The sequence below is a fragment of the Olleya sp. HaHaR_3_96 genome, from assembly GCF_019278545.1.
Classification (GTDB): domain Bacteria; phylum Bacteroidota; class Bacteroidia; order Flavobacteriales; family Flavobacteriaceae; genus Olleya.
This window is the reverse complement of the sequence record NZ_CP058987.1, coordinates 440,234-463,353: the sequence shown is the minus strand read 5'-3', so window position 1 is coordinate 463,353 and position 23,120 is coordinate 440,234. Positions and strand designations below refer to the sequence as shown.

Genomic DNA, 23,120 nt, shown 5'->3' with positions numbered 1-23,120 from the left:
GGAGTTAGTGTTAGTTTAATAGTATGTATCACGGTCGTTTAGTGTGAAAAGTTATTCCTTTATCCATAAATGTAAATTTTTTACCAAGAAAACACTTGCTACGGATACTAGTAATAGTGTAAAAATTTCTGAAATATTGGAACGTTCAAAAAGTATGGCTTCTACAAAATGATAGACATTGTATAAACCTGCAATTATAGCCCATACAAAAGCCGTCCACTTAAACCAATTTTTGGAGATTTCAATTGTAAGTAGTGCAAAAAGTAAACATAAGCCTTCAAATAGTATTCTGTAAATATGATGGGCCACAGGTACAGCACCTGTTGCGTTTTCGATAATTAAGGTTTCTTTGTAATAGATATTGAAAAGGCCATATATATGATGTACGATCCATCCTAATCCTAAAAATAGCCAAAGAATAATAATTTTTGTTCTTATTTCTATGTGATTTTTGTCTTTTTGTTTTGGTGATAGTGTTTTTATTTGATCTTGTGTGGGTTGTAATTTCTTGTCATCTTCGGCTTTTAGAGCTTTAATGTTTTTGTAATCAATAGGGTTTTTACTAGAAGCACTTTTGTCTTTAATAGACGGTTTGATTTTTAAGTAAACTAGAAAGGCTGTTATGGATAATAGGATCCAAAGGATATCTACTGAAAGGATTTCGAATTGATTATTTTTATAAGTCGTCCAAATCCAATTATTGGAAACAATACCACTAGTAATTGGAATTAATAGTCCAAGAATTGCACCTGATAATAAGGTTACTTTGTTGGTGTAGTAATTATCTCTTTTAAACCTAAAATACAGAATTGCAAGGAGCCAAAGCACAAAGAAAAAACTATAGATGGCGGTTTGTTTATTTACAAAATAGGTGTTAGTGATTTTTACGAATAAAAAAGCGAGTGCAGTTACGGGAAACATAGACAGGCATATTGCCATATAAATATGTCCAACTTTAGTTGTATACAGCCTTTGCTTTAAAGTATTGCTTTTTTTGTTACGTGCTTCCACATAAATTAAGACACCTGTAACGATTACAAAACAAGTAATTAATGATAAAATGAAGTAGATAAACTTCATTGGAAGTCCTCCAAAATCACCAAAATGTAATCTACTAATCACGCGCTGTATGTCTTCTGAATAGACTAAATTATGAGGGTCTCTTTCTTCTTCAATGTCACCAGAGTAGGCGTTATATACAATGCGACCAGTACCTGTAAAACTTTTATTGTCTTTTAGTTCGCCAGTGATAACGTATTTCATATTTGTACCACCATAATTTCTAACAAAACCTGTGGTTAAATGAAAATCCTCCCATCTATTGGCTGTGGTTTGAGCAAAAGCATTAAAACTGGGCATTTTTTTTTCAGACTTGGCAACCCATTCGTAAGTTTTACGTTCTGGTCTTAGATCCGCCATTAATTGACTTTGGTCTCCTCCATACAAAAAATTTGCAGGCACTAATACCAAAATACTTAAACAAAAGTATGCGCCTGTTACAGCAAACATAAATTGAAAAGGTAAACCGATAACACCAAGTGCTGTGTGTGCGTCTGTCCAGACACGTTTTAAAGCATTCTTCGGATTAAATGTGTAGAAGTTAGCTATTATTTTTTTCCAATGTACTATAACTCCCGTAGCTATGGCGAATAAGAAAAAAAGTGATACAAAACCAGCAAGATATATGCCTATGTACGGAAACTGGGCAAAGAAATGTAAGCGATATATAAACTCACCTAAACTATAACTTTCAACATATCCTTTGGTGTCTGCAGATTTTATATCTACGGAGAAATACTCTTTTTTATTGGCTTTGTCAGACGCTAAAGCATCTTTACTCTTGCTTAGTAAAATATGTATTTTATCACTTTTTTTATTGAGATTTAATTGTAGATCCCGTCCTGTGAGGGCATAGTTTTTTTCTAAAGCTTTAAAAATATTATCGTAATCAATATTTTTTCTTTCTGTATGACTTTCTGCTGTTCCTTCTTGCCAAACACCTATTTCTTCTTTAAATAATGAAAAGGCACCAGCAAAAAAGATAATATATAAAGCAACGCTTATTACAATACCGCTTACTGTATGGGTATTAAAGAATACATTGTAGTTTCTGTTGCTCATGATACAAAGGGATTGTTTTGATTTCCTATAAGATAGATGCTATACAACAGAGTAATAATTACGATATAAAGTAACCAAGCTTTCCATCCGTTTTTAAATAAAAAAGGGATAATTAGTAATGCACACCAAACTATAAATAATGTAACTATGGATGTAATTAAAACCTCTTTTGGGTTTGGTAGCCAAAGCGATAAACACATATGTAATACTGCTGAGATTATATAGCCTCCCAAAATACCAGCAGATATTTTAGCAAATTGTTGCCAAGGAGAGGTGTTTAAGTATTTTGTGTTTGCAGGCATGGTTATAATGTGAATTCAAAAATTAATAGTAGTAGAAACACTATTGTGAGATGTTTATAGGTTACCTTTTTTAAAGGAAAAATAACAATGATTAAACTTAAAATAGACATTAACATAATAAGCCAAAATAGTATGCCTGAAGTGATTCCGAAGCTATAAATTATTAGGAATAAAGCACAAATTAGAAGTAAACAACCACTAATTTTGGAATAGTTTGTATTGTTTTGAATCCATCGTTCTAGGCTTGTATTAGAAGATAATTCCGCTTTTTTTGACGTGTTGAAAAACACAAGGATGGCTATGAAAATTAATAAAATACTACCGGATATCATTTTGTTTTTTGTTATAAATACGGAATAAATAAAAGATTGAAAAGACGTAGTGCTTGGTTAAATCCTGCTTTTACTAGTAATTTACAATGTCTTTTTCTTGAGACGTAATTAATCTTTAATCTCGCTTTTTATTAAAGAGCTGTTTGGTTGTTGTAAAGTGGTTCTGGATAGTGTCCCGTTTTAATGGATGGTAAGTTTGTTGTAAGTGAAGAGGTTAAGCTTGATGTTAGGTATTTCATTTATATTTATTTAGACTAAATTTAAATAAGAAGTTTTGACAAATATATTTTGGTATTCTGATATACGCAAATTATTTACAATAAATCTAAATAAGGTTTTATTGAGTTGTTAGTTTTCTTAGCGTGGTAGGCTGTTTAGGTTGAAAGATGAAATGTAGTAACAGAGAGAAATATCTGACAGAAAGTTTTTTTTGCTTACGGAACATTTCTAGACGCTTCCAGGAGGTGTTTTAAGTGATAAACATCCAAAATAAGCTAGTTTTCTATAGGTTTTGTTACTCAGGTTGTTATTTGTTTTAATTGAGTGTAATCAATGGTCATTAAGGTTCCGTTTGAATGAGTTTGATTGGAATTTAAAGGAATCAAATCAAACATCTTAACAAGTCAAATAAGAAAATTAGCCTACCTATAAAAATTCATCTCATCCAAATATGCCCAGACATGTTCTGGTAATAATGGTTTGATGTTTTTACCGGCTTTAATACTATTACGTAGTAAGGTTGAAGATATTTCCATGATTGGTCTAAACTGAGTTAGGAAGATGAGCCTGAAAATATAAAACAGCAATATTGAAATAGAGGATTTATAAATTGATATTATATGATTCAGGCAATTATATGTTGGTTAGGTATTACATATTCCTACTTTTTATTAGATTATGATTTTGAGTTAGTTTTTTTGGAAGAAATCAGATAAATAAACCTAACTCAACTTAATTAAGCATTGATTATTTGTCTACCGTTTTTTTATGCTTTTCTAATTCTAATTCTAATTCTAATTGTTCAAGTCTTAATTGCAAGTCAAGAAGTGTTTTATTCTGTAATTTTAATTTTTCTATTTCCTTTTGTTGTTGAATCAGGTAAAGGGTCAATTCTTCAATTTTGAGAAGCAATTTTGAGTCCATTTCTCCTAAAAAGATCCCGTTTTCTTCTACTTCTTTTGCGCTCGGAATATCTTTTAAATGTTTATTTTCTTTGATATGGTTTTCCACTTCTTGAAGCGTAGGTAATTTGTAGTCTTCATTGAAGACAAAATCAGCCCATTCAGTTTCTACTTTTATTTCTTTAGCCCTTATATTGCCATTTACAGCTAATTTCCATGCTTCATTATTTGTTGTTCCTATTCCTACGTTTCCGTTGTCAACGATAAGGTCTCCAGAAGGAAAATACCATTCTCCTTTAGTAGGGACATCCTCATATAAACTTGTATCGGAAATAAGAATAGGACTTTCAGGAATATTAATAATTAAAGTACTTTCCTTTGTGATAGAACATTCAAATGAAAAATGTCCCCAAGCTCCATTTGAATAGCCCCACAATTCATATATTTTAGAACTGATTTTTTTTAATTTCAAAACAGATTGTTTTGTTCCACTAACATTATTTTGCCAGTCAGCTAGAGACACATTAGGCCCTTCTCTTAATCTTATTTTGGCAGATGAGTTATATTTAGTTGTAGTGCTTACATAGTTGTAATCCACGGAAATATTTGCAGAATTAAAAGCACCGTTGTCGTTTAAATCAATCTGAAATAGTTTATACCATTTCCCTCCTGAATTTAAACCTAGTGAATATTGAGCGTTATAGTGGTCTTGTGCATTGACTTTAAAGAAAGCGAATAACAGTACGATTGAAAAGAATATTTTTTTCATTTATATATTTATTGTGAATAAGATATTGGTTTAATGAGTGTTAAGTTATATTTAAGCGAATTTACTTAAAATTATTACAAAGGATCATAGAATAGTCGTACTACCTATAAAAATTCATCTCATCCAAATATGCCCAGACATGCTCTGGTAATAATGGTTTGATGTTTTTACCGGCTTTAATGCTATTACGTATTAAGGTTGAAGATATTTCCATGATTGGTGCTTCAACATGATGTATTTTAGGGTGGTTATCAAACTGGGTTTCTATTGTGCCAGTACTTATTCTTGGATAGACGTAAATATGGTGGTTGTCTAGAATCACTTGATAGTTTTTCCATTTATGAAAGCTTTTCAAGTTGTCTTCTCCCATAATTAAAGAAAAATCCTTGTCAGGATACTTTTCTGTTAAATACGCTAAGGTATTAACGGTGTAATTGGGTTGAGGTAAGTTAAACTCGATATCACTCTCTTTAAGCGTGTCGTAGTCTTTAGTGGCTAGATATACCATTTCTAAGCGTTGGTAGTTATCTAACAACGAGCTTTTCTTTTTAAATGGGTTGTGTGGCGTTACCACAAACCAAATTTGATCCAAATCGCTATTTTCTACCATTTGGTTAGCAATTATTAAATGCCCAATGTGTATCGGGTTAAAAGATCCAAAGTATAAGCCTATTTTCATTTTTTAATGGTGTCATATTTAGTGTAGTCAAAGTGTTTTTAGTGCTGGTGCTATACCTTTTTACACTTCAAAAACCACCAGAGTTGACAGGATGTGATTATTTTTTAATAAAATCGCTAACTAAATGTTCTGCTTCTTGTAATGCTTTGTCAAGATTATCATTTTCTATAATAACATCAAATAAAGGGGCAGTGGCAAGTTCTGCACTGGCTTTACTAATACGCATGTTTATCTTGTCGTCAGTTTCTGTCTTGCGCTTTTTTAAACGTATTTTAAGCTCGTCAATACTTGGTGGCTTAACAAAAATAGCAATGGTTTCTTCTGGGAATTTACGTTTAATACGTAAGCCTCCAGAAACATCAATATCAAAAATTACGTTTTTACCTAAAGCCCAAATGCGTTCGACTTCCGTTTTCAAAGTCCCGTAAAAGTTATCTCTGTACACTTCTTCCCATTCTAAAAAGTCGTCGTGTTTGATGTGCTGCTTAAAGTCTGAAGCAGATAAAAAGTAGTAGTCTTTAGCATGTTCTTCCGTACCGCGTTTCTCTCTAGAGGTGGCAGAGATAGAAAAGGCTAAGTTTAGCTGGTCTTGTTTTAGTAAATGTCTTACTATAGTTGTTTTTCCAGAACCTGAAGGTGCTGAAAATACGATTAGTTTACCTTGTTTTTTAGTGTGTTCAGTCAAAAGTCTAGTTTTTTAAAGGACGTTTAATAATTGTTCCTTAATTTTTTCTAATTCGTCTTTCATTTGTACAACCAATTGTTGCATTGGTGCATAATTACTTTTTGACCCAATAGTATTAACTTCTCGTCCAATTTCTTGTGCGATAAATCCTAATTTTTTTCCGTTAGAATCTGTACTGTTTATGCTTTCTATAAAGTAGTTTAAGTGATTGTCCAAACGTACTTTTTCTTCAGTGATGTCAAATTTTTCGATATAGTAGACCAGTTCTTGTTCAAAACGGTTTTCGTCATACTTCTCTTTTAGTTCTTCAACGCCTTTTCTTAAACGCTCTTTCACACCTTCAACACGCTCAGGATCCATAGCGATAACTTGCGCTAATAGCGCTGCTATATTTTTTATACGATCGTTAAAATCTTGTTCTAGGACTTTACCTTCGTTTAGTCTGTAGTCTTTTAAGCTATTTAAAGCGACTGTTATTTCGGCTTCAATCTGTGCCCATTCTGTATTGTCAATTTCTTCTCTAACGGTATTTAAAGCATCAGGAAAACGAACTGCCATTTTTAGTAATTCGATATCATTACCAGCATTATAAACCGCCTTTAGTTGTTGCATATATTGCTTAACAACTGGTGCATTTATTTGTGTTGAGGTATCATCTGCAGTTGTTTCTACGTAGATAGAGAAGTCTACTTTACCACGTTCTAACTGCTTCGCCATTAGCTTACGTAAGTCTAGTTCTTTTTCTCTGTAAATTGAAGGCATGCGTGCATTCAAATCTAGGTTTTTACTGTTAAGCGATTTTAACTCTATAGTTATCTTCTTTGTTGGCAATTGTAATACAGATTTGCCATAACCTGTCATTGAATAAATCATATACACACTAATTAATTGCGGCAAAGGTAAGTAAAATGTTAACGGTTAAGAAATCGAAAATTTATTATGAGCCACGTTCTAATTATTGTAATTTTGAAATAACAAAAGTTGAAAATTATGTACAAAAAGGATTTTGAAATTAGATGGAGTGATATTGATGCTAATAGACATTTAGCAAACTCGGCTTATATTAACTACATGTCTCATACTAGAACCGCTTTTTTACAAGACCATGGGTTTTCTTTAATGGCCTTAAGTAAGGCAGGTATTGGTCCGGTTGTTTTCCATGAGCATGTGCACTATTTTAAGGAAGCTTTTTTAGGACAGCCAATAACGGTTAGTTTAGAAGTGTCTGGTTTAAGTGAGGATGGGATGTTTTTTAAATTTGATCACAACTTTTATAATAGTAAAGGTCAAAATTTAGCATTTTGCGAAATTGTAGGCGCATGGATTAATTTAGAAACTAGAAAGCTGACAGGATTATCTGCAGACTTATTAGAAATGGCTAATAAATTTCCAAAAACGGAAGACTTTAAAATTTTAACTAAAGAGGACATGCGCTTGCATGGACGTTTACCTAAGGATTTAAAACTTTAGGTTTTTTAGTAACCAAATACACACCAAAAAAGATTAGGGATGATGCTGTTAGTTTTACCGCTGTCACAGCATCACTACCCGCTATTACTGCATAAATACCTGCTATTAATGGTTGTAGGTAAATAAATACGGTTACTGTAGAGGCTTTTAAATGTCGTAAAGCTAAAGGGTTTAATAAATAAGTTCCAAAAGTAGCACCCACTATAACAAATAGTACCGAGAACCAGATATATGGTGTAAATGAGGACAGGTTAATAGCCAGAATATCGTTAAATCCAAACGGTAGTACCATAAAGAAACCTATTAAAAACAACCATCTTATAAATGTAAAGGGATGGTATCTGTAAGTTAGCTTTTTGATGATTATAATGTAAATACTATAGGAGATAGCATTAAATAAAATCATAAGATTACCTAAAAACACATTGTCTCCTGGGCTTGCTGATTTACCATAAATGGTTAAAATTGCGGCACCTGTAAATCCAAAAATGACACCTACTATTTTTAATCGTGTAATTTTTTCTTGTAAATAAAAAGAAGATAGTAATAATACAATAATAGGAGTAATAATCATTATTACCGAAGCGTGTATTGGCGTGGTTAGCTCAAGACCTTTAAAAAATAAAAGCATATTTGTAGCAACTCCAAAAAAGGCAGCGTAGAGTAAGGTTAAAAAATCTTTCTTCTCTATTTTTTCCTTTGGTCCTAAAAAACTAAATAACCAAAATAAAAGTGCTGCACCGCCTACGCGAAGTACAATGAATCCAAAGGGTTTTACAAAACCACCGACCATGACGTTTTTAGCGAATGTATAGTTTAAGCCATATAAGACTTGTACTAATAATGCCGCCAGTAATGCCCAATACCTAGCTTTCATTAAGTGCTAGTTTTGTGGCTTCGGTTGTTTTTTTAGAGTTTCCGATAAATATAGCGTCGTTAATTACTATGACTGGTCTGCTTAAAAAGGTGTAATGTTCTAAAAGATATTGTTTGTAATCTTTTTCGGTTAAGTTTTGATCTTTAAGTCCTTTCTCTTTATATAGTTTGGCGCGCTTGCTAAATAACGCTTCGTAACTACCTGATAATGCTTTTAGTTCTTCAACTTGGTCTACTGTTAAAGGATTTGTTTTGATGTCTTGAAGTTCAAAATCTGAAGGCAAATCAAGTTCTTTTAAAATACGTAAACAAGTACTGCAGGTTTTTAGGTAGTATACTTTTTTCATAAGGGTAAACATTTTGTCAAAGGTCGTTTTTTTTGATAAAAAGACCTCTATTTTTTAATTAAAACTAGTTTTAGCACGGCGGAGCTTCCGCGAAAGCGTTATGTAAAATCGGAAAGTTGCAGGATCGCGCTATAAAGCACATGGCGTTGGCGTCGTGATGTAATTGATTGGCTTTGGCTATCATACTTGTATTTTGGACAGTAACCTTAGGGTGTAAAGTAACATTTGTAAATTGGCCACTTCCGTTATTGTTTTCTTCCATGGTGCCTTCGGGTTGGTCTGTGTAACTTAGGACTATGACGTTATTAGTTGCGCAGAGGTGTAAGTACCAAAGCATGTGGCAAGAGGCGATTGAGGATACTAATAATTCCTCCGGATTATACCGCGTCTGATCACCTAAAAAGGCAGGATCTGCACTGGCTAGAATAGGTTGCGTTTTATCTTTTGCGGTTATACTATGGTTGCGATTATACGTTTTGTAATGCGAGGTGCCTTGTCCTAGATTGCCTGTCCAATGTATGGTCGCTTGATACTGGTGGGTTTTCATTTTTAAAATATTAAGGTCTAAAGTTAAAAATCCAATTGTAATTAGTTTAAGTTTTTTTTATTTAGTTACTTGTGGCAAAAATTGAAATACTATGGACTTTACTTTTGATGTAACTATAAAAAACAGACACTTATTAAACCATTTTTTAGAAAGCTTTACTTTAGAACAGCTAAATAAAGTGCCAGAAGGTTATACTAATAATATTTTTTGGAATGTGGCGCACACGGTTGTAACGCAACAATTGTTGGTGTATAAATTATCTGGTTTTCAGATGCTTATTAGTGACAAGCTAGTCGAAGCTTACAAAAAAGGAACAAAAACGGAAGGCGATGTGACGCAGGCTGAGGTTGATGAAGTAAAAGGGTTGTTGTTTTCTACTATCGAAAAAACGAAAGACGATTATAATAATAAAGTGTTTAAAACGTATAATGAATACACAGTGTCTACCAAAAGTACGTTAAGGACTGCGGAAGATGCCATTACATTTAATACCTTCCATGAAGGCATCCATTTAGGGTATATTTTAGCACTTAAAAAAAATATCTAGTAATTTAGATATTGGTCTATTACTGTAAAAGGAATGGTGAATTCAATAAGCTCTTTAGTAAAATTGTCCAATTCAAAATTATCGTAGACAATAATAACACCATCGTCGTTAAAGCCGATGGTTTTTGGAAGCTCAAAGTTTTTAGCACCGTTTGATACGCTAGTATAAGTCGTGAGCATTTCCTTATCGTAATATTTCTTTGCGATAGTTTTGAAGGCATCCATGTTATTGATGATGTCTTTAGTGGCTAGTGATTTTCCGTTTGCTATATCAAAATTAAAAAACTTAAATTGTAAGTTACTGCTGGCTGCTCCTGTAGTGATGCTCCCATTCATGGCAATGCTTACAAGGCCCTCACTTTGGTAAGATACTTCGCCATCAATAAGGGCTTCCCATCTCGGAAATTTGGTGCCAAACTCGGCAAGTAACGTTTTGTTAAAATTAATATAGGCGTCGTTAAAGGCTGTAATGCTTTCTTCTATCGATTCTTTTTTGTTTTTACCGCTGTCTATATTTAATACATCACACGCAAATCGAGTTAGTGTGTTGTTTATGTTTTTAGCGGTTTTAGATTTCCCTTGTGCTTTTGGGATAATTATTTCTACAAAGGTTTCTTTTTCTTTTGAAATTTGAGTTTCAGAAAACGTTAGGACTTTGTCTTTTTGACAAGAAACAGTTAATAATAAACAGGTAAACACAGCAAATACTGTTGATTTTGACATAGATAAAGTGTTAAACATAGACTAAAGGTATTGTTCTAGTTTGAATACCACGAATTTAAAAACTAATTTCGTGGCTAACAAAGATTTTTGCCATGAAATTTAACACAAAAACAATACATGGTGGTCAAAAACCAGATCCAGCGTATGGAGCTGTGATGCCACCAATATATCAAACGTCTACTTATGCACAAATGACACCAGGGGGACACAAGGGATTTGCGTATTCACGATCACATAATCCCACACGTCAAGCTTTAGAAAATGCCTTTGCAAGTTTAGAAAATGGAGCCTTTGGATTGGCATTTGGATCAGGTTTAGCGGCGATTGATGCGGTTATGAAAATTTTAAAGCCTGGTGACGAAGTGATTTGTACTAGTGATTTATATGGTGGTACCTATCGTTTGTTTACCAAGATTTTTGAGGGTTTTGGAATTCAATTTCATTTTGTGGATATGCAAAAAGCTTCGGATATTGAGGGGTTTATTACTGATAACACTAAATTGATTTGGGTAGAGACACCAACTAACCCAATGCTAAATATTATTGATATTGTGGCTATTGCAAAAATAGCGAAACAGCATAACGTGCTATTAGCTGTCGATAATACGTTTGCAACTCCTTATTTACAGCAGCCTTTAGAGCTTGGGGCGGATATTGTTATGCACTCCGCAACCAAATATCTTGGCGGACATAGTGATTTAGTCATGGGGGCTTTAATCGTAAAAGATAAAGCGTTGGCAGATAAATTGTATTTTATACAAAATGCAAGTGGCGCGATATGTGGCCCACAAGATGCCTTTTTAGCGTTGCGTGGTATTAAGACTTTGCATGTTAGAATGCAGCGTCATTGTGAGAATGGGAAGGCTGTAGCCGAATTTTTGAATACACACCCTAAAGTGGAAAAAGTATATTGGCCAGGTTTTGAAAATCATCCCAACCATGATATTGCAAAAGCACAAATGAGTGGTTTTGGTGGTATGGTGAGTTTTGTAGCTAAAGGAAATAATTATGACGAAGCCATTAAGTTTGTCGAAAACCTTAAGGTCTTTACTTTAGCTGAATCTTTGGGTGGTGTGGAATCACTTTGTGGGCATCCTGCAAGTATGACACATGCTAGTATCCCAAGGGAAGAACGTGAAAAGATAGGTGTTGTAGATAGTTTAATACGATTAAGTGTTGGTATCGAAGATGAGGCCGATTTAATAAGCGATTTACGTCAGGCTTTAGGGTAGTTTATAACGATTTGAGAATAAAAAAACTCAAGTGTAAACTTGAGTTTTTTTATTTTAACACTATATTTTTTCTGTTAATCTAAGTAATAAATGTAACCTACATTTAACCAAACTAACCAATCGTTATTCTTGTTAGAATTTAATTGATGGTCCAAACCGTCAACCCAATCGCTAAAATAATACTGACCTCTAAGATCTAACATCAAATCTGATGAGCGGTCTAATTTATATCTCACACCAATACTTGAAACGATAGCCCAAGTAGATCCTGATTCAGGGCTAACAGAACCTGGTTCCCATAGGGAGTAAAAATTATTGCTGTCTAATACGTTGCCGACATCATTGTTACCATTATCATAATCTGTGTATACTTCTGGGTTGTATGAAACAAAGTGTGCTCCTAAACTTACAAATGGAGCTAACTTATATCCAAAGGCTTGAAAAGAGCGGATGCTTAAAGGATAAAATTCTAATTGCATTCCGATATCAAAATTACTAGATTCACCAGTATGACCTCTTAATCGGTCCGCTTCATCACTGGTTTTTGAGTCTTGTACCCAATGTCCTAAGTGTTTAAGCTTTGTTTTATTATAAGAAATCTCTGTACGTAATTTAAAGTGGTCATTAAAATAATTATCGGTCGTATAGCAATTACAATTGGCTTGATAAGCAAAGTTCATGTAGTGAACTAAACCAATACCAAAACCAGTATTGCCAGAGTTTGTGTCAGAATCTTGACGTTCTCCAAAGTCAGATTTAAAGGCTACAGGGCCAGTGATTATGCCGATTTCGTGAGAAAAGCCTAATTGAGAAAACGCAGGGCTAGCACTTAATAATATAAGTACAGCTAATATCAATTGTTTAGGGTTAAGCATAATAAGGCTTTATTTAGAGGCTATTTATAAGGCAAATATATAAAATCCCGACGAACCCGCAAATTTTAAGGATAAAACGCATCATCTTAATTTAATTATTTTAATATATTTAAATCAACTATAACGATTGCGAAAACAAAAAAAAAGTAGGTGCTGTATTAAAGATAATGTATCTTTGCAGTACATATTTATGGATTGTATAACAGTATCGTAATTATTTACATAATGAAAGATAAAATTGAAACGTTTTTAGATTTAGTAAGACAAAAAAATGGTAATGAGCCAGAATTTTTGCAAGCAGTACACGAAGTTGCAGAAACTGTAATTCCGTTTATAGAGGATAACCCAAAGTATCAAGGTAAGATGTTATTGGAGCGTATGGTAGAGCCAGAGCGCACAATAATTTTTAGAGTGCCTTGGATTGATGATAAAGGTGACACACAAGTAAACAGAGCGTTTAGAGTAGAATTTAATTCGGCTATCGGACCTTATAAAGGAGGATTACGTTTTCATCCATCAGTAAACCTTAGTATTTTAAAGTTTTTAGGTTTTGAACAAGTCTTTAAAAACTCTCTAACCACTTTACCAATGGGTGGAGGAAAAGGAGGAAGTGATTTTGATCCAAAAGGAAAGAGCGATAACGAAGTGATGCGTTTCTGTCAATCTTTTATGTCAGAATTATTTAGACATATTGGTGCTAATACAGATGTGCCTGCAGGAGATATTGGTGTTGGAGGACGTGAAATTGGTTATATGTTTGGTCAATATAAGCGTTTGACAAACGAATTTACAGGAGTACTTACAGGTAAAGGATTGTCTTACGGAGGTTCTTTAATCAGACCTGAAGCTACTGGTTATGGTACGGTATATTTTGCAAAAAATATGCTAGCGACTAAAAATGATTCTTTTGAAGGAAAAACAGTTGTTATTTCTGGATCAGGAAACGTTGCTCAATATGCTTGTGAAAAAGCAACAGAGTTAGGTGGTAAAGTTGTGACAATGTCAGATTCATCTGGGTATATTCACGATAAAGATGGTATAGATGCTGAGAAATTAGCGTATATCATGGAAATTAAAAACATTAACAGAGGTAGGATTAGCGAGTATGCAGATAAGTATACTTCGGCGACGTTCCATAAAGGGGAAAGACCTTGGAGTGTTAATTGTGATATAGCAATGCCATGTGCAACTCAAAATGAGTTGGATAAAGCGGAAGCTGAAATGTTAGTTAATAATAAGGTATTAGTTGTTGCTGAAGGTGCAAATATGCCAACGACACCAGAAGCTATTGAAGTTCTTCAAAAAGCTAAAGTGTTGTTTTCTCCAGGAAAAGCATCTAATGCAGGAGGTGTAGCTACTTCAGGTTTAGAAATGAGCCAAAATTCTTTACGTTACAATTGGACTAGAGAAGAAGTTGATGCTAAACTTCATCAAATTATGGATGATATTCACTCTTCTTGTGTGCAGTATGGTACTCAAAAAGATGGTACAGTAGATTATGTAAAAGGAGCAAATATTGCTGGTTTTGTTAAAGTTGCTGATGCTATGTTAGCGCAAGGCGTAGTTTAATAAAAATTAGTATAAGTATTAAAACCCCTAATCTTATTAAGATTAGGGGTTTTTTAGTGTTATAGATTAATATCTTGGATACAATAAATTGTGGTATTTTTGAGTTTTATTATTGATTTTAAAAGCATGTTCACAAATAAGATTAATTTTCAATTGTTTATTTTCTGTATAAGTTTTTTAACTATACAAGTCGGTAGTGCTCAGGATTTTTCTGATGAGTGGACTGGTCATTTTTCTTATTTGAATGTTAAGGATGTTTCTCAAGGTAGTGAAAAAGTCTTTGGAGCCTCAGACAACGCTGTTTTTGTGTATGATAAAAACACCAATCAGATTGAAACACTATCTACGATACATGGATTGTCGGGAGAAACAATATCAGTTATAAAATATGCAGAAGATAGTGGGTTACTTTTTCTTGGGTTTGAAAATGGCTTAATTCAAATCTATGATGAGGTGAATAATTCTGTTTTATCTGTCGTTGATATTTTAGAGAAACCAACAATTCCTCAAAGTGATAAAAAAATAAATCATTTTAATTTAATAGATGATACTGTTTATATATCTACGGATTATGGTATTTCTGTCTATAATTTAGATAGGTTGGAATTTGGAGATACTTATTATATAGGAGCTAGTGGCTCGCAAATAGTAATTTCTCAAACGACAATTTTAGATGGATTTATTTATGCGGCAACTGCTTCTGGATTAAAAAAAGGGTTGTTAACTAATCCAAATCTTATAGATTATCAAGAGTGGATACAGGTTGTTGCTGGTAATTGGATTGGAATAGAAGCTGTCGGTGAACAATTGTTTTTATACGATTCTAATAAAAGAGTGTATGAATTTGTGAGCAATACACCACAGCTTAAGGCTACGTATGCACATTTTATTGAAGATATGAGAATTTCTAGTAGCCAATTAGTGGTAACAACACAAAGGGAAGTTTATGTGTATAATCCGGAAAGTTTTGCAACGGTAGCTCAAGTTATTAATACAATTGAATTTGACGTTAACTATACGTGTGCCTTAATTGATGAATCTAATACAATTTATGTTGGAACTAAAGGAAATCCAGCTGCTGGTAAGACGGGATTTGGGGTTTTAAAAACGACAGTTAGTGATCCAGCTGTCATGGACGAAATTCACCCCAATGGACCGTTGTTAAATAATTTTTTCAAAATTAAAACTTTATCAGGTCACATATATGGTACTCATGGCGGTTATGATGTTAGTTTTAATCCTTATGCAATCAGTAACCAACGAGCGGGTGTTAGTCATTATTTTAACGATTCTTGGCAGAATGTGAGTTATGCTAATATCTTGGATATAACTGCAGATCCTAGATCTTTATCTCATATCTCTATTGATCCTTTAAATGCAAATGAAGCTTATATTAGTTCTTCTATTGGTGGGCTTTTAAAATTAGAGAACAATGTGCCAGCAATGTTTTTTAATGAGGATAATAGTACTTTATATCCCTTTCTTACAAATAACCATTTTGTGCATGCATCGGTTTTTGATTCTGAAGGAACGTTTTGGGTAATGAATAGTCGGTATGATTCTCCTTTAAATAGATATAAAGGAGGGCAATGGACTTCTTACAGTTATTTAGATGTGATTGATCCAGCTCAGGATAATGAAGGCTTTGCTTCAATTATTGTAGATGCTAATAATACTATTTTTACAGGGTCATATAATTTTGGAATTATTGGTTATAACCAAAGTACGGGCGGTTTTAATGCTATTGGTGAAGCAGAAGGTATGCCCTCTGATGCTGTTATTGCTTTAGATATTGATAGAAACGGTCAGTTGTGGATGGGAACAGATAAAGGTCTGAGAATTATTTATAATACTAACGACTTTATAGATGGAACACCAGAGATAGATGATATTATTGTTTTGGATAATGGTGATGCTAGCGAGTTGTTGTTTCAGCAATACATAACAGATATCGAAGTAGATGGTTCTAATAATAAATGGATTGCAACATTAGATACCGGGCTTTATTATTTTTCTTCGGACGGACAAAAAACTATTTTTCATTTTACTAAAGACAATTCACCTTTACCAACAAACGATGTATTAGATGTTGATATTGATGATGTCAATGGTATTATTTATATAGCAACAGATAAAGGCTTAGTATCTTTTAGATCTGATGCTTCCAAGCCTCAATCTACATTAGAAGATGCTTTTGTTTATCCTAACCCAGTGCGACCAAACTTTAATATTTTAACGGATAAAGTTAAAATAAGAGATATTTCGGAAAATGTAAATATTAAAATTACTGATATTGAAGGTAATCTAGTGGCGGAAGCAGCGTCTAGAACAAACTCTAGATTTAATGGCTATAATCTTGAAATAGATGGTGGGACCGCATTATGGAATGGTAAAAATTTAGGTGGTAACATTGTAGCCTCTGGCGTGTATTTAATTATGCTTAACGATTTAGATACTTTTGAAACAAAGGTGTTAAAAGTAATGGTTATAAGATAATGTTAGTCGCTACTAATGCCATTGTACTGTCTAAGCTTAGGTTTAGGGATAACGATTTAATTGTTAAATGCTACGCGCAAAAACAAGGGGTTGTTAGTTATTTGTTAAAAGGGGTGTTGTCTTCAAAAAAAAGCAATAAAAAAGTGGCCTATTTCCAGCCATTATCACAATTACAATTAAATACAGATTATAAGCCAAACCGTTCTTTGCAGTATATAAAAGATATAAGAACAGATTTTTTATATGCGTCGCTTCATACCAATATTTTAAAGAGTGCTATTGTCATGTTTTTGGCCGAAGTTTTATCACATGCTTTACAGGAAGAAGAACAGAATGATTCTTTGTATAGTTATATCCAGACCACTTTACAATGGTTGGATACCAATGATAGTTATTCTAATTTTCATTTATTGTTTCTTTTACAATTAACTAAATACTTGGGGTTTTATCCAGATCAAACGGAAATGGAAACTGCTTTATGTTTTAATTTGTACGATGGCGAATTTCAAGAAGAAAGCATCTCTAAGTACAATGTCTCAGGAGAAAATTTAACACTATTAAAACAGCTTTTAGGCACGTCATTTGATGACTTAGATAGTATCAAAATTAACGCAAAACAAAGACAATCTTTTTTGGCTCTTATTTTAGTGTATTTTGAATTACATTTGGGGAATTTCAAAAAACCAAAATCTTTACAAATCCTTAATGACGTTTTTAATTAAAAATATGAAGTTTCTTTTTAGCATTTGTTTACTATTCTTTTTCTCGTTTTCGGTGTCAGCACAAACTATAAAAGTGCTAAATAAAACCACTAATGAACCTGTTTTTGGAGTGGCCATTTATAATACGGACAAATCTAAAAGTGAAATCACAAATCTTAATGGAGAAGCAAGTTTGGATAGCTTTAAATCTACAGATTTGCTTTATTTTCAGCACATATCTCATAAGTTAAAAGAGATTAGAAAAAGTAATATTAAAAATAAGCATGTTTATTTAACGGCTAGTCAACAAGGTCTGGATGAGATTGTGATATCTGCTTCCAACTTTGGACAACGAAAAAAAGATATTCCCAAAACTATTGCAACAGTATCTGCTAAGGACGTTACTTTTAATAATCCACAAACTAGTGCAGACCTGCTAGAGGCTACAGGTCAAGTATACATACAGAAAAGTCAATTGGGTGGAGGTAGTCCAATGATTAGAGGTTTTTCAACCAATAGACTACTAATTACTGTGGATGGTGTACGAATGAATAATGCTATTTTTAGAGGTGGAAATCTTCAAAATGTTATTTCTATTGATCCTTTGTCAATACAAAACACGGAAGTTACTCTGGGGGCTGGTTCAATCATTTATGGCAGTGATGCTATTGGAGGAGTGATGAGTTTTTATACTAAAAAACCACAGTTTTCATTTTCGGATACTCTAAAGATAAAGAGTAATGTGTTGTTGCGTTACGCAACAGCAAGTCAGGAAAAAACGGCGCATATTGATGTAAATGTAGGCTATCAAAAATGGGCTTTTTTAACTAATATTAGTTATACCGACTTTAATGACTTAACCATGGGAAGTCATGGACCAGATGCTTATTTAAGACCAGAATATGTTATTACGGAGAATGGTCAAGATGTTATTGTAGAAAATAACGATTCTAGAATTCAAAAATTTACGGGATATAACCAAATTAATTTGATGCAGAAGGTTAGTTATAAAGCTGCAGAAGATTTGGATATTGATTTTGGTTTGTTTTATACAGCAACATCGGATTACTCGCGTTATGACAGGCTAATACGCTATAGAGGTGATGCGTTACGATCTGCAGAATGGAATTATGGTCCTCAAAAATGGTTTATGTCTAACTTGAGTGTCACCAAACGTAGCAGTAATGCAACGTTTTATGATAATATAAAAACGACGATAGCTTATCAAAATTTTCAAGAAAGTAGAATGGATCGAGATTTTCAAGATAGCGATAGAAACGTTAGGGAAGAGTCTGTAGATGCCTTATCTTTTAATATCGATTTCGAAAAAAAACTTAGCAAAAAATCAAACTTATTTTATGGTTTTGAATATGTTTATAATACTGTCGGGTCTTTAGGTTATACTGAAAACATAGAGACTAATACAGTAGATAAAACAGTGTCAAGATACCCTGATGGTGCGACATGGCAAAGTGGAGCTGTATATGCGAGCTATAAATATAAACCAAATACTACGGTTGTATTTCAATCGGGTTTACGTTATAATATTGTCACTCAAAAGGCAGATTTTACTGAGAATAATCAGTTTTTAGATTTACCTTTTTCTGAGTCGAATAATACGGCAAATGCGTTAACAGGGACAGCAGGTGTTACTTGGTTGCCTAACCCAATGTTACAATGGAAATTTAATCTGTCTTCAGCATTTAGAGCGCCAAATATTGATGATACTGGTAAAGTGTTTGATTCGGAACCAGGCTCTGTTGTTGTGCCAAATGATAATTTAGATCCAGAATATGCGTATAGTGGTGAATTAGGATTAAAGCTGAATTTTGATAAAGTTGTTATTTTAGATATGGCAACGTATTATACTTATTTAGATAATGCTCTAGTTAGACGTAATGGGACGTTAAATGGTGAAACACAAATTTTATATGATGGCGAGCTAAGTAATGTACAATCTATACAGAATGCTTCAAAATCTTGGATTTACGGTTTTGAAGTTGGAGCTCAAGTTAATTTTTCAAAATCATTTAAATTAACATCTCAATATAATGTTATTGGTGGAACAGAGGAAACTGATGGCGTGGAAGTCCCTGTTAGGCATGTTGTCCCTAATTTTGGAAACACGCATGTCGTTTGGCAAAAGGATAGAGTAAAGGTTGATGGTTTTGTTAATTATAATAATGCGTTGTCATTTAATAAACTCGCGCCTTCAGAAGCGGAGAAGGATTATATATATGCCTTAGATCAGAATGGAAATCCATATTCACCTTCGTGGTACACTTTAAACTTAAGAACGCAGTATCAAATAGGAGATGATGTAACAATAACTGCTGCTTTAGAAAATATAACGGATCAACGTTATAGGACCTATTCTTCTGGTATTGCTGCTCCTGGTAGAAATCTTATTGTTTCTTTAAAATATAGTTTATAAAAAAAGGCCTCAATCTAAATTGAGGCCTTTTTTTATTGATGAAATTTGTGTTTATTTTTTAATTGCTTTTTTACTAATAACTTGTCCATTACTTAATTCTACTTGTGCTATATAAAGTGCTTGGCTGAGGTTGGCTAGATTTATAATTTTAGTAGTGTTGTTACTTTTAAAAATATATATAACCTTCCCTAATACATCTAATATTTTTATGGTCTTAATTTTTACATTATTAGGCACAGTAAACTGAACTTGATTATCAGTCAATTCAATTATTGATAGATCAGTCTGACTAACATTGTAGGTGTTTGTTGTGAGGTTGTTTGTGTTAAATACAATTTCAAAACGGTCATTAAATGCTCCTAATTCAGAAGTAAAACTATAATCTGATGTTGTTAAATCTTGAGAAGTATTCTCTAAGTTGTCTTTTAAGTAGATAGCATGGTCTGATAAAAAATCACCTTGAAAGTGATCTATCGCTATCGTATAAATAGTAGGCGATGTTATTCCTGTTTTTAGTCCCAATACAATGACTTCATCATTGCTTAATGTTTCATTTTGCTTTCCTTGAATAGCTAAAGGAATGTTGCTATTATCTGCAAAGGATACTAACATGGCAGAACCTCCGCTGTAATAACGTCTTGCATCGTAAGACGGACCGTCATCCATATCGCTTGCGCCAGGAAGATAAGCGATGGCAATTTGACTAAAAACACCATTATCACTGGTTAAATTTAACCATAATTTATTGTCAGGACTTGTATTGTTAGTACGAAAGAATTGATCATTATTACCAGTAACGCGCATACTATTGTTAAAAATCACTTTACTAGATGTGCTTCCATAGCTATCAGAGAAATTGACAAAAAAACCTTGACCTGACGGGATAAAGTTATTTGGCGCATAGCGTTCGCCTGCAACATTGGCACTAAAATTAATTATTGCGTAATCATTACTACTAAAATTTATTTGTTGATTGCCAATAGTTGTGGCAGAAGGCGGTGTGGCTTGGGACCAAAAATAGATGGCGCCATCTATAACTCCTGGGTCGACCGTCTCTAGTGTTGTTGCGTTTTGAGTGAAGAAGGCATTCGCATCAATAGCGCTAGGGTAAGGATTTCCTATAAATTGCCAATTATTATCTAGTGTAGAGAGGTCGTTTCTAACTATTGGAACACTAATTTTACCAGAATTTGCAGCTGACCCAAAAAAGGATAAATTTACGCCTGTACTTGCAATGTTTGGTCCGGCAAGGTCCATAGGTGCCATCGTTGTTGCGTATCCAACTCCAGGAGTCATTATTCCGGAGGAATAAAGTTGCCAATCATCTCCCTCATCATCAATATCATCTTGTCCCGCGGTAACGGTATTGTTGTTACCTAAGTCTTCTGCTTCCATATCATTAAAAGACCCACCATTAAAAGTAAACTTTCTGTCGTTACTTGTATTTGGAACTAAGTTTTCAAGTAAGGCATCTGCTAGTGGTGATCCCCAATACGTATATTCATACCAAGCAACAAAGGGTGCAGTACGTTTTATGACTTCTATTGGAAATGTTTCTACGGAATTATTTATAAATTTTGTGGTTTCGTTATTCTGTATTAAGGCTCCTTCTTCTTGTATAATAAGCTTTGCAGTGTTTGTAATATTATGTTCTACTTCTATAAAAGTATTTGGAGTAATAATGACTTCTGCATTTATTGTCAGACGACAGGCTGAAAAACTAGTCGCTGCACTAGTGTTGTATGGTCCGTTAATTATGGCAGGTGTATTTATGTTTGGGCCTATACCATTGGACCAGGCAGTGCCATCCCAAGTTACAGTTGATTCAGAACAAGCGCAAACATTTATATGATAACCTAAAAAAGTAAGATTGTTTGATATGTTACTAGTCCAATCAGAATCAATGTAGCTTGCTGTAGGCGCTTGCACACTACTATTTCTAACAAGATTAGTATTCTGTACAAAATTATTATTGACATTCAGTACGCCTATAATATCTAAGTTGATACCGTCAGCGTTTTGTAGAGCGGTAATATCATTACCATCAGACTCTAAAACAATAGAGCTAGTACAGTAATTAGCTATTCCGTTTAAACATAATTCAGAATTATTTAGGGCTATAATATAAGTGGAATGGGGCGCTATGATATCGTCTTCGGGCAACGTCCTGATTTGTGGTTTATAATTTACCCTTCCGTTGGCAAATCGTGCTAATTGGTAATTCTTAAGGGGTATTGGAGCGTTTGTTGGATTATAGAGTTCTATATATTTTTCGTTTGGTGTGCTGGTTGCAGCTTCGTGATATTCTGAAATAAGTAATGCGCTACAATCAAAAGGTTGTGTGTAAGGCATTATTTCGCCTTGAGCATTAACGTCTAAAGCGATGGAGTCACAAGTTATATGGATATTTTCATTATACGTATTGACCGCTAACCCATAGGTCAGTTTCGCATATATTGTGGTTAATTCTACTGTGTTTAAAATTGGAGATAGAGTTATAGCATTATAATACGGTCCATTTTGGTTTAATGCTATTTCAAAACTTCCAGAAGTAGTAATAACAATGTCATTTGCAATTGAGGAACCTTGCACAGTAAATGTTTCTGGTAATAAATCGACATTACCTTCTACACAGCTTAATCCCGATATTAAATTGGTGTTTGGATTAATAGTTACTGTGGGAGTTGTGGGAGCTACACCGCTAATTAATATATTATCTAATCTATAGCGTTCATCATTACCATTATTATCCATCGTCACTTTTAGCTGTATAGTACTTCCTGCTAAAAAGAGATTGTGTGATACCGATGTAATTGTATCAATGTCATCGTTTAGCGCACCGTTATTACCTGCTATTGTCCATGGGTCTCCATCAATACTATATTCAGTAGTAAATGTGTCATTAGGCTCTAAATCGTCAAATGTTGGTCTATTATCAACTGCTTCCAATTGAAAAGTAACATCATTAAAATTTGTAATATTTATAATTGGAGAATACCAGATTGCTGGTCCATTTGTGTCTCTTGCTTCTAGATATGTGGAACCACTTTCAACACTAAATTTATCTTCATTACTATCAAAATTAGTCCCAGAAACGTCAATAGACCAATTTACACTGGACATATTAATATCAGTAGCTCCAGTGGTGGTATTATAAATAGCCCCTTTGTTACTATCGTTTATAAAACTTTCGTTATAAATAACGGTTTGAGCATACGTAATAGAACTAAAGAGTAGTAGGGCAAATAGCATAGGTATTTGTTTCATAAATAGTGGTTTTTTTAAATGATTAATA

Annotated in this window: 19 protein-coding genes and 1 pseudogene; 7 read left to right on the top strand and 13 right to left on the bottom strand. The window is 33.5% G+C overall.

What is annotated here, in order from left to right:
• Positions 1 to 51 precede the first annotated feature (51 nt).
• From H0I26_RS01930 to H0I26_RS01905, 7 genes and pseudogenes are all read right to left on the bottom strand, one after another.
• Positions 52 to 2,121, bottom strand: a complete 2,070-nt coding sequence (locus H0I26_RS01930; protein ID WP_218700783.1) for a PepSY-associated TM helix domain-containing protein — start codon at positions 2,119 to 2,121, stop codon at positions 52 to 54.
• On the bottom strand, positions 2,118 to 2,423 hold the full coding sequence (locus H0I26_RS01925; RefSeq protein WP_218700782.1) for a hypothetical protein: 306 nt from the start codon (positions 2,421 to 2,423) through the stop codon (positions 2,118 to 2,120). The genes H0I26_RS01930 and H0I26_RS01925 overlap by 4 nt, the downstream gene beginning before the upstream one ends.
• Before the next feature lie 973 nt (positions 2,424 to 3,396).
• Positions 3,397 to 3,516 (bottom strand): annotated as a pseudogene (locus H0I26_RS19610) (nicotinic acid mononucleotide adenylyltransferase); the annotation flags it as partial.
• Positions 3,517 to 3,721: 205 nt separating this feature from the next.
• A complete protein-coding gene (locus H0I26_RS01920) occupies positions 3,722 to 4,645 on the bottom strand; it encodes a hypothetical protein (RefSeq protein ID WP_218700781.1) in 924 nt (307 codons plus the stop codon).
• A 100-nt stretch (positions 4,646 to 4,745) separates the two neighbouring features.
• Positions 4,746 to 5,324: a nicotinate (nicotinamide) nucleotide adenylyltransferase gene (gene nadD / locus H0I26_RS01915; RefSeq protein WP_218700780.1), complete on the bottom strand. Its 579-nt coding sequence runs from the start codon at positions 5,322 to 5,324 to the stop codon at positions 4,746 to 4,748.
• Between the two features lie 97 nt (positions 5,325 to 5,421).
• The gene (gmk, locus tag H0I26_RS01910; protein WP_136583159.1) at positions 5,422 to 6,009 is read right to left on the bottom strand and encodes a guanylate kinase; all 588 of its coding nucleotides are present in this window, start codon (positions 6,007 to 6,009) and stop codon (positions 5,422 to 5,424) included.
• Positions 6,010 to 6,021: 12 nt separating this feature from the next.
• The gene (locus H0I26_RS01905) at positions 6,022 to 6,882 is read right to left on the bottom strand and encodes a YicC/YloC family endoribonuclease (RefSeq protein WP_218700779.1); all 861 of its coding nucleotides are present in this window, start codon (positions 6,880 to 6,882) and stop codon (positions 6,022 to 6,024) included.
• Positions 6,883 to 6,999: 117 nt separating this feature from the next.
• Between H0I26_RS01905 and H0I26_RS01900 the strand changes: the two genes are divergently transcribed.
• Positions 7,000 to 7,479: an acyl-CoA thioesterase gene (locus H0I26_RS01900; RefSeq protein ID WP_101015575.1), complete on the top strand. Its 480-nt coding sequence runs from the start codon at positions 7,000 to 7,002 to the stop codon at positions 7,477 to 7,479.
• Here H0I26_RS01900 and H0I26_RS01895 read toward each other — a convergent pair.
• The 3 genes from H0I26_RS01895 to H0I26_RS01885 form a co-directional block, all read right to left on the bottom strand.
• A complete protein-coding gene (locus tag H0I26_RS01895) occupies positions 7,460 to 8,356 on the bottom strand; it encodes a DMT family transporter (protein WP_218700778.1) in 897 nt (298 codons plus the stop codon). The two genes, H0I26_RS01900 and H0I26_RS01895, sit on opposite strands and share 20 nt — an antisense overlap.
• Entirely contained in the window at positions 8,346 to 8,702 is a 357-nt protein-coding gene (locus H0I26_RS01890; protein WP_218700777.1) for an arsenate reductase family protein, read from the bottom strand. Before H0I26_RS01890 ends, H0I26_RS01895 begins: the two co-directional genes overlap by 11 nt.
• Before the next feature lie 70 nt (positions 8,703 to 8,772).
• Positions 8,773 to 9,249: an OsmC family protein gene (locus H0I26_RS01885; protein WP_218700776.1), complete on the bottom strand. Its 477-nt coding sequence runs from the start codon at positions 9,247 to 9,249 to the stop codon at positions 8,773 to 8,775.
• 91 nt (positions 9,250 to 9,340) lie between these two features.
• On the opposite strand from H0I26_RS01885, the gene H0I26_RS01880 reads away from it, so the two are divergent.
• Positions 9,341 to 9,796, top strand: a complete 456-nt coding sequence (locus H0I26_RS01880; protein ID WP_218700775.1) for a DinB family protein — start codon at positions 9,341 to 9,343, stop codon at positions 9,794 to 9,796.
• On the opposite strand, the gene H0I26_RS01875 is transcribed toward H0I26_RS01880, so the two are convergent.
• A complete protein-coding gene (locus H0I26_RS01875; RefSeq protein ID WP_218700774.1) occupies positions 9,793 to 10,518 on the bottom strand; it encodes a PdaC/SigV domain-containing protein in 726 nt (241 codons plus the stop codon). The genes H0I26_RS01880 and H0I26_RS01875 overlap by 4 nt on opposite strands.
• A 92-nt stretch (positions 10,519 to 10,610) precedes the next feature.
• Between H0I26_RS01875 and H0I26_RS01870 the strand changes: the two genes are divergently transcribed.
• Positions 10,611 to 11,750, top strand: a complete 1,140-nt coding sequence (locus H0I26_RS01870) for a cystathionine gamma-synthase (protein WP_218700773.1) — start codon at positions 10,611 to 10,613, stop codon at positions 11,748 to 11,750.
• A 74-nt stretch (positions 11,751 to 11,824) separates the two neighbouring features.
• Here H0I26_RS01870 and H0I26_RS01865 read toward each other — a convergent pair whose 3' ends face one another.
• Entirely contained in the window at positions 11,825 to 12,625 is an 801-nt protein-coding gene (locus H0I26_RS01865; protein ID WP_218700772.1) for a THC0290_0291 family protein, read from the bottom strand.
• 225 nt (positions 12,626 to 12,850) lie between these two features.
• Here H0I26_RS01865 and gdhA point away from each other — a divergent pair, with 225 nt between their 5' ends.
• From gdhA to H0I26_RS01845, 4 genes are all read left to right on the top strand, one after another.
• Positions 12,851 to 14,194 carry an NADP-specific glutamate dehydrogenase gene (gene gdhA, locus H0I26_RS01860; RefSeq protein WP_218700771.1) on the top strand — a complete coding sequence of 448 codons (1,344 nt, stop codon included), beginning with the start codon at positions 12,851 to 12,853 and terminating at the stop codon, positions 14,192 to 14,194.
• 126 nt (positions 14,195 to 14,320) lie between these two features.
• Complete coding sequence (locus H0I26_RS01855; RefSeq protein WP_256935234.1) at positions 14,321 to 16,690, top strand: ABC transporter substrate-binding protein; 2,370 nt, start codon at positions 14,321 to 14,323, stop codon at positions 16,688 to 16,690.
• Complete coding sequence (gene recO / locus H0I26_RS01850) at positions 16,690 to 17,412, top strand: DNA repair protein RecO (RefSeq protein WP_218700770.1); 723 nt, start codon at positions 16,690 to 16,692, stop codon at positions 17,410 to 17,412. The genes H0I26_RS01855 and recO overlap by 1 nt, the downstream gene beginning before the upstream one ends.
• A gap of 4 nt (positions 17,413 to 17,416) precedes the next feature.
• Positions 17,417 to 19,825: a TonB-dependent receptor domain-containing protein gene (locus tag H0I26_RS01845; protein WP_218700769.1), complete on the top strand. Its 2,409-nt coding sequence runs from the start codon at positions 17,417 to 17,419 to the stop codon at positions 19,823 to 19,825.
• A 51-nt stretch (positions 19,826 to 19,876) separates the two neighbouring features.
• On the opposite strand, the gene H0I26_RS01840 is transcribed toward H0I26_RS01845, so the two are convergent.
• Positions 19,877 to 23,092: a lamin tail domain-containing protein gene (locus tag H0I26_RS01840; protein WP_218700768.1), complete on the bottom strand. Its 3,216-nt coding sequence runs from the start codon at positions 23,090 to 23,092 to the stop codon at positions 19,877 to 19,879.
• Positions 23,093 to 23,120 lie beyond the last annotated feature (28 nt).